This window comes from Streptomyces sp. NPDC006643 (assembly GCF_042870175.1).
In the GTDB taxonomy this organism is placed as follows: Bacteria; Actinomycetota; Actinomycetes; order Streptomycetales; family Streptomycetaceae; genus Streptomyces.
Genome location: NZ_JBIAHA010000006.1, coordinates 314,053 through 321,097, shown reverse-complemented (window position 1 = coordinate 321,097; position 7,045 = coordinate 314,053). Strand labels below are relative to the sequence as shown.

Below are 7,045 nucleotides of genomic sequence, written 5' to 3'. Positions count from 1 at the left end.
CCATTAGGACCCAGCAACGCAAACACCGACCCCTCCCCCACATCAAGATCAACACCGTCCAACACCAACTTCTCGCCATACGACTTACGCAACCCAACGGCGCTGATCGCCGATGCGGAGTGTGGGGCAGTCATGAGTCCTCGTTTCCTGGGGATGGGATGAGCGGTCGTCTCCGGGCCGTGCGGCTGGTTCAGCCGCGCCCGCAACGCCATGGTGGCATCAGAGTGGCACCATGGCAAGCCTCATTGGCTCAGTCGTGGTGCAACTCCGGCTCAACCATTCATCGCATCGCGCAATCAACGCAGGTGAGAGGGGTTCTGAGATGTGGCCCCGCATGTCGGTGAAAGTAGCTGTCGCTTCGCCGTCTTCTCTGTCTCAGCTCCCTTCCGGCATCTCGTCGGGTGTCACTTCTGGCGCCAGATGGCGCCGACTGGCGCCGATGTCTGCCACCTGGTGCCATCTGATGGCGCTATCTGCTGTCGGAGGCAGGTTCACGCGTCGCGCATCGTGAACACCGCGGCCCCCGCCAGCAGCCCGGCCCCCGCCCAGGCGGCCAGCACCGCGAGGCCCGGCCAAGGGCCGATGGGCAGGCTGTCCAGGTTCTTGGTGGCCTGGACCGCCAGCCCCGCCGAGGCGGGGGCCCACTCCCGTATCCGCTCCCGCCATTCCTCGTTGCCGACCAACTCGACCACCGCGGGCAGTGCGTAGAGCAGTCCGAGCACGGTCGTGATCGCCCCGGCCGTGTCCCGTACGAGCGCGGCAACCCCCAGCGAGAGCAGGGCTATCAGCCCGAAGTAGAGAACCGTGCCCACGGCGGCCCGCAGGGCCGGGCCCTCGGTGAGGGAGAGCGGCGCCGCGCTGAAGCCGTTGCCGGGGAGGATGAGCCGGCCGGTGAACAGCGAGCCGAGGACGGCGACCGTCCCCGCGACCAGCGCGGCCCCCATGACGACCGTCGCCTTGGCGGCGAGCACCCTGACCCGGCCCGGCACCGCCGTGAGCGTGGCGTGGATGGTCCCGGTCCCGTACTCACCGCTCATCACCAGCACCCCGAGGGCGGCCACCGCCGCCTGCCCGAGCCAGCTGCCGGTGAGGCTGAGCTTGACGGTGTCCTCATGGCACGAGTCCGGCGACGGGCACTGGTCTGTCGACACCGTCCCGGTGGCCGCCGCGCTCAGCGCCACCGTCAGCACGGCCACGGCGAGCAGCAGCCACCAAGTACTGGGCACCGTACGCAGCTTGGTCCACTCCGCGTGCAGCGCGCCCATCACGCGTCCCGCCGGCGCAGTCGCCACATCGCCAGTCCGAGAAGCACGATCGCCCAGGCGCACAGCATCGAGATCCCCGACCAGGGGCCTTGTGGATAGCAGCCCTCCTCGGGCAGACAGACGGTGTCCATGTGCCAGTACTCCGGCAGTGTCCGCTGCACCGCGAAGCCGGCGAGGGGGGTCAGCTTCATCACCCAGTGCGCGGCGCCGATCGGCAGTCCGGAGAGAAGGACGACCGGCAGGACGAGCATCACCACAACCAGGGTGACGGCCGCGGCCGTGTTCCGCAGGAGAGCGCCCACGGCCAGGGCCAGTACGGCAACGGCCGCCAGCAGCAGGGCGGTACCGACGACGGCGCGCAGCACGAGTCCGTCGGTGAGGGCCATGTCGGGATAGAAGAGGGGATTGGGCATCCGGTCGCGCAACTCGGGCTCGCTGACCACGAACGAGAGCGCGGCGGCGAACAGGCCCGCGACGAAGGCGACGCCCGCCAGGACGACCGCCTTGGCGGCGAGCACCCTGCCCCGGCGCGGACTGGCCGTCAGCGTCGTGAGGATCATGTCGCGCCGGTACTCGGCGGTGATGAACAGCACGCTCAGCGCCACCAGCGGAATCAGCCCTATCTGGGCCCCGCTGAGGGACTGTTGGGTGATGTCGACCTCCGGCGTGTGGGGCGCCACATCACCGGAGCCGGTGAGCGTCCATGTGCCGGACTTCTCCGTCGAGCTGTCCGGTGTCCCCTTGGGGTCTCCGTCTCGGCCGACGACCGCACCGACGACGTCCTGACGCCAGGCGCCTTCTCCGCCTTCGACCGTGACACGGTCGAAGGCCGCGGTGACGCGCGCGGGACGCCCGCCGACCGAGGTGGAGCCGAACTGCCTCTGCACCATGGTCTCTCCGGGCGTGGCCACGAAGAGGCCCGCCCGGGCGGTGTCCGGCAGTCCCGCGAGCCGCGCCGTGCCGACCTTCGCCCATGTCGAACCGTCGGCCGACTCGTACGCGGTGAACTCGTCGCCCGAGCGCGTCAGTCGCAGCCAGTGCGGGCGGTCGCGGGCCACGGCGCCACCGGCCGTGTCCCGGGTGAAGTTGGACTGGAGCCGGACCCCGTGCCCCGGTGTGACCATGACTGCCACGTAGGGCGCTCCCGGCTTCGTACTCTCCTTGATCACCACTCCCGCCTTGGCCCAGGCTTCGGCCGCCCGCCCCTCCCGGCCGCTGAGCGGGGACACCCTCGCGGTGATGCTGCCGTCGCCGGTCAGTGGCTGGTGCACAAAGGGGAAGCTGTCGGAGACGACGGCACCGGCCGGCCCCACGGGTGGCGGTGGGCGGTCTCCCTTGACGTCACTGCCGCCGCTGAAGGCGGAGAGCACCGAGACCGCCACCGTGACCAGGACGGTCGCGAGGAGGGCGAAGCCCCACCGGCGCACGGTGCGCAGCTTGGTCCACTCGGCGTGCAGCAGTTGGGGAAATCCGTCGCGCGCGGGCGGGAGCGCGGAGCGGTAGGGGGTGACGGTGGGAGTGGTCATGAGCGTGCCTCCTCCGCCTTGTTCGCGGCGGCTGTGTCGGTGTCCGTGCCGGTGGGGGCCTCGACCGTGCGGAACTCCGCCGCGTCACGGGTCAGTTCCATATACGCCTCCTCAAGCGTGGCCCGGTGGGCGCCGATCTCCGAGAACGGCACCCCGCCCGCGGTCAGCAGCGCGACGATCCGCTCGGTCGGCAGACCGGTGACGGTGAGCGACTTCGGCCCGTCCGACGCGACCGTCGCCCCTTCCCGGGACAGCAACCCCATCGCCTCCGTGCGCGCGGACGTACGCAACGAGACCCGGTCGCCCGAGGCGGACGCCAGCAGCTCGGCGACGGAGGTGTCGGCGATGAGCCGGCCCCGTCCGACGACCACCAGATGATCGGCGGAGTCCTCCAGCTCGCTCATCAGATGACTGGAGACCAACACCGCGCGCCCCTCGCGCGCCAGCCCGCGCAGAAAGCCGCGGATCCACCGGATTCCCTCCGGATCAAGGCCGTTGACCGGCTCGTCCAGCAGCAGCACCGGCGGATCGCCGAGCAGCGCCGCCGCTATCCCCAGCCGCTGCCGCATGCCCAGCGAGTAACTTCCCGCGCGGCGCCGGCCCGCCGACGCGAGACCGACCCGCTCCAGCAGCTCGTCGACGCGGGCGGCCGGGAACCCGTGTGAGTGCGCGAGCCACAGCAAATGGTCCCGGCCGCGCCGGCTCGGATGCACGGCTGCGGCGTCCAGCAGCGCCCCCACCTCGGTCAGCGGCCGGCGCAGCGTCGCATACCGCCGCCCGCCGATCAGCGCCTGCCCCGAATCGGGGGCGTCGAGGCCCAGGAGCATACGCATGGTCGTGGACTTCCCCGCGCCGTTGGGCCCGACGAACCCGGTGACCTGCCCCGGGCGCACGGTGAAGGACAGACCGTCGACCGCGACGGTGTGCCCGAACTGCTTTCGCAGCTCACGAACTTCGATGGTTGCCTGCATGCTCGAAAGGCTAGGGAGCGGGGGTGGCCCGCGTCGTCACGCGCCAGAGCGCACTTCGGCACCCCTGGCACGGGGGAGGAACCGCCCTCGGTATCGCTCGCGTGGGGGATGCGAAGAGGGCTGGTCAGGGGGACGCCAACGGGCCCCGGCGCCGGGACAATGGTGGACGTGACGGAAGAAATCATGCGTGTGGCGAAGAGGATCGCCGCGTCGCCCGAGCGACAGGCGGCGACGGGGGCGGGACTCGCGTTGCTCGCGTGCGCGGAGACCGCGGTGCGCGGGGGAAGTATCGACACCGATCTCTCGTTCGCGCTCTCGCTCGCGATCAGCACCACGTCGCCGGCCGGGCTGCTGCGCACGCCGCTGGCCACCGCCGCCACCATCGCGCTCACGGCCGCGGGCGTGGTGTCGCTCGTGAGTTTCCACCTGTTGACCGTCGGCGGGCTCGTCGCGCAGCTGCTCGTCCTGCACTGGCTCGCCCTTCGCGGCTCCCGCCGCCTGGCCGTGGTGCTGGTGCTCCCCTATGTCGCGACGGCCCTCGTGGGCCCGCAGATCAATGAGATACGGGTGTACGGGGTGGTGACGGCCGTGCTCGCGGCGGCGGCGGTCGCGCACGGCACGGGACGCCGTGCCCGCTCCGAGGAGGTGGCGCGGGACGCGACCGCGAGGGCGATGGCCGACACGCTCCACGAGCATGTGGCCCGTGGTGAACGGGCCCGGATCGCGCGTGAGTTGCACGACGTCGTGGCGCACCACATCTCGATGATCTCCGTGCAGGCGGAGACGGCCCGGCTGACCACGCCCGGGATGCCGGAGGCCGGGGCGAAGCGGCTGAAGGGCATCGGGGACACGGCCCGCGCCGCGCTGACGGAGATGCGGCGGCTGCTCGGTGTGCTCCGCGAGGACGCGGGCACTCCGGCCGTCACCCGTCGGCCACAGCCGGGGCTCACCCAGCTCAACGAGTTGCTGGACGAGGCGCGTAGGACGACCGGCGCCGCCACGCGGCTGATCGTCAGCGGGCCGGTGGCGCCGCTGGCCCCGGGCATCGAGCTCACGTCGTACCGCATAGTCCAGGAAGCCCTCACCAACGCCCGTCGGCACGCGCCGGGGGCGGCCGTCGATGTCGAACTGCGTTACCACCGGGAGGTGCTTGAGGTGCGGATCAGGGACAACGGCCCGGGGCCGTCACCGGGAGAGGGCGACCGGTCCCCGGGGCATGGGCTGTTGGGTATGCGGGAGCGCGTCGCCGCGGTCGGCGGTGAGCTGTGCGTGGGTCCCGCGCCCGGTGGCGGGTTCCTGGTGACGGCGCGGCTGCCCCTGACGGTGGCGGAGGAGGCCGTCCGATGAGTACGCGCATCGTCATCGTGGACGATCACGAGCTGGTGCGGGCCGGCTTCGCCGGACTGCTCGACACGCAGAGCGACTTCACGGTGTCCGGCACCGCGTCCGACGGCGCCGAGGGGGTGCGAGTCTGCGGCGAGCAGCGCCCCGATGTCGTCCTGATGGACGTCAGGATGCCGGTCATGGACGGCATCGAGGCGACGGAACGGATCTGTGCCGCGGCCCGGGACGGCGAAGGGCCGCGCATCATCATCCTGACCACCTTCGATCTGGACGAGCATGTCTACGACGCCCTTGGCGCGGGCGCCAGCGGCTTCTTGCTCAAGGACGTCGCCGCCGAGCGGCTGTTCGACGCGGTGCGGGTGGTCGCCGCAGGTGAGGCACTGCTCGCGCCGACGATCACCCGCCGTCTCATCGGCGAGTTCGCCCGGCTGCGGCGGAAGCCGTCCGCCGTGTCTGCCGCGCCGCTCAGCGCGCTCACCCCGCGCGAGACGGAGGTGCTGCGGCTGATCGCGGAGGGCCTGTCGAATCCGGAGATCGCGGCCCGGCTGTTCGTCAGTGAGGAGACGGTCAAGTCGCACGTCAGCCGGGTGCTCAACAAACTCGCCCTGCGCGACCGCACGCAGGCGGTGGTCGCGGCGTACGAGTCGGGGCTGATCGTGCCGGGCGTCGGCGGACGGGAGGGGTGAGGGATGGGCGGACCGGTCAGGCCGGCAGTGGGCTGCCGAATACCTCGGGCTCGGCGGCGTAGGGCAGGCCTTCCAGCGGGCGGTCGGTGCAGAAGCGCGCGATGAGGTCGGCGAAGTCGGCGATACGTTCCACCGGGGCCAGGTGGTCCGTCTCCTCGATGGTCATGAACCGGGCGGCCGGCAGGCACGCGGCCATCGTGCGGCCCATGGCGGGTGTGGTGAGGGTGTCGTGCTCACCGGTGACGACCAGGCTGGGGACGGCGGGAGTGGGTTCGGGGCGGTACCACTCGTGGCGCATCAGCCGGGAGTTGTGCTCCGCCGACATGCGCAGCTGCTCGGGGTTCTGTGCCGCGATCTGCTGGTAGACGAGTCGGGCGACGGCGGCCTTCTTGCGTACGTGCCCGGTGCCGGGAGGGGACATGAAGCGGTCGGCGAGTTCACGGGCGATGGGCTCCGTCTCACCGCGCCGGATCATGCCGTCCCAGCGCTCCATGGCCACCGCGTAGTCGGCCGGAATGACGGTGGTCATTCCGACGAGCATCATCCGTTCGAGGAGGTGAGGGTAGTGCTGGGCGAATCGCACGCCGATGGCTCCGCCGTAGCAGGCGGCCACCAGATTGACGCGGGGGATGCGGAGTTCCTGGACGGTGTGACGGACAGCGGCGGCGAGGAAGTCGACGCCGTACTTCGCGGGCAGGAAGTCGGCCGTCCCATAACCGGGCAGGTCGACGGTGATGACGGAGCTGAGGGGGGTGAGCCACTTCTCGTGCCGCTGCCATGAATGGCGGTCCTGGGACGATCCGCCCAGGATCACGATGGGCTCGGTGTCGAGCCGCCCCTGGCGGGCGATTCGGCAGGTGTAGCGGAAGCCGTCGAAGGTCAGCTCGTGTTCGACGATTTCCACCCGCCGCTCGGGCTGGGGTTCCGTTCCGTCGGTGGGCTGGGCCGGGAAGGGGAGTGCGGCCTCGGCGGTGGGGGTGCGTGAGCTGGTGATCGCGTCGGTGGGCACAGGCACAGGGTGGCTCCAAGGACTGAGGTGGGGGTCTCGCCGTCCGGCGAGTGCCCCTGCACGTCCCGCAGTGGTGCACACCGGATCCGGACGCGAGCGAGCAGGAGCATTTCCGCTTCACTGCTCCTACCAACGACCAGAATTCGCCACGAAATCATCTGTGGACGGGTCTTGGGCAGAAAGTGGAACGGGATTCCCTCGTACGAGTTCCACGAATTCGCGCACATCTGCGCCTTACGGCCGG

General features: G+C 70.9%; 6 protein-coding genes and 1 pseudogene. 2 read left to right on the top strand and 5 right to left on the bottom strand.

Annotation, left to right across the window (positions count from 1 at the left end; genetic code table 11):
- From ACFYNU_RS11215 to ACFYNU_RS11200, 4 genes and pseudogenes are all read right to left on the bottom strand, one after another.
- A pseudogene (locus ACFYNU_RS11215) lies at positions 1-134 on the bottom strand (ABC transporter); the annotation flags it as partial.
- A 357-nt stretch (positions 135-491) separates the two neighbouring features.
- The gene (locus ACFYNU_RS11210; protein ID WP_356587856.1) at positions 492-1,292 is read right to left on the bottom strand and encodes an ABC transporter permease; all 801 of its coding nucleotides are present in this window, start codon (positions 1,290-1,292) and stop codon (positions 492-494) included.
- Positions 1,265-2,791 (bottom strand): ABC transporter permease, encoded by a 1,527-nt coding sequence (locus ACFYNU_RS11205; protein WP_356587854.1) that lies wholly within the window; start codon positions 2,789-2,791, stop codon positions 1,265-1,267. The genes ACFYNU_RS11210 and ACFYNU_RS11205 overlap by 28 nt, the downstream gene beginning before the upstream one ends.
- Positions 2,788-3,762: an ATP-binding cassette domain-containing protein gene (locus ACFYNU_RS11200; protein WP_356587852.1), complete on the bottom strand. Its 975-nt coding sequence runs from the start codon at positions 3,760-3,762 to the stop codon at positions 2,788-2,790. Before ACFYNU_RS11200 ends, ACFYNU_RS11205 begins: the two co-directional genes overlap by 4 nt.
- Before the next feature lie 168 nt (positions 3,763-3,930).
- On the opposite strand from ACFYNU_RS11200, the gene ACFYNU_RS11195 reads away from it, so the two are divergent.
- Entirely contained in the window at positions 3,931-5,109 is a 1,179-nt protein-coding gene (locus ACFYNU_RS11195) for a sensor histidine kinase (protein WP_356587850.1), read from the top strand.
- Positions 5,106-5,792, top strand: a complete 687-nt coding sequence (locus ACFYNU_RS11190; RefSeq protein ID WP_356587848.1) for a response regulator transcription factor — start codon at positions 5,106-5,108, stop codon at positions 5,790-5,792. The genes ACFYNU_RS11195 and ACFYNU_RS11190 overlap by 4 nt, the downstream gene beginning before the upstream one ends.
- A 16-nt stretch (positions 5,793-5,808) precedes the next feature.
- On the opposite strand, the gene ACFYNU_RS11185 is transcribed toward ACFYNU_RS11190, so the two are convergent.
- A complete protein-coding gene (locus tag ACFYNU_RS11185) occupies positions 5,809-6,801 on the bottom strand; it encodes an alpha/beta hydrolase (RefSeq protein ID WP_356587846.1) in 993 nt (330 codons plus the stop codon).
- Positions 6,802-7,045: the final 244 nt, after the last annotated feature.

Excerpts from the sequence above, each read along its gene's own strand:
- ACFYNU_RS11205 (WP_356587854.1), bottom strand. The coding sequence starts at position 2,791 with ATGACCACTCCCACCGTCACCCCCTACCGCTCCGCGCTCCCGCCCGCG.
- ACFYNU_RS11190 (WP_356587848.1), top strand. The coding sequence starts at position 5,106 with ATGAGTACGCGCATCGTCATCGTGGACGATCACGAGCTGGTGCGGGCC.
- ACFYNU_RS11200 (WP_356587852.1), bottom strand. The coding sequence starts at position 3,762 with ATGCAGGCAACCATCGAAGTTCGTGAGCTGCGAAAGCAGTTCGGGCAC.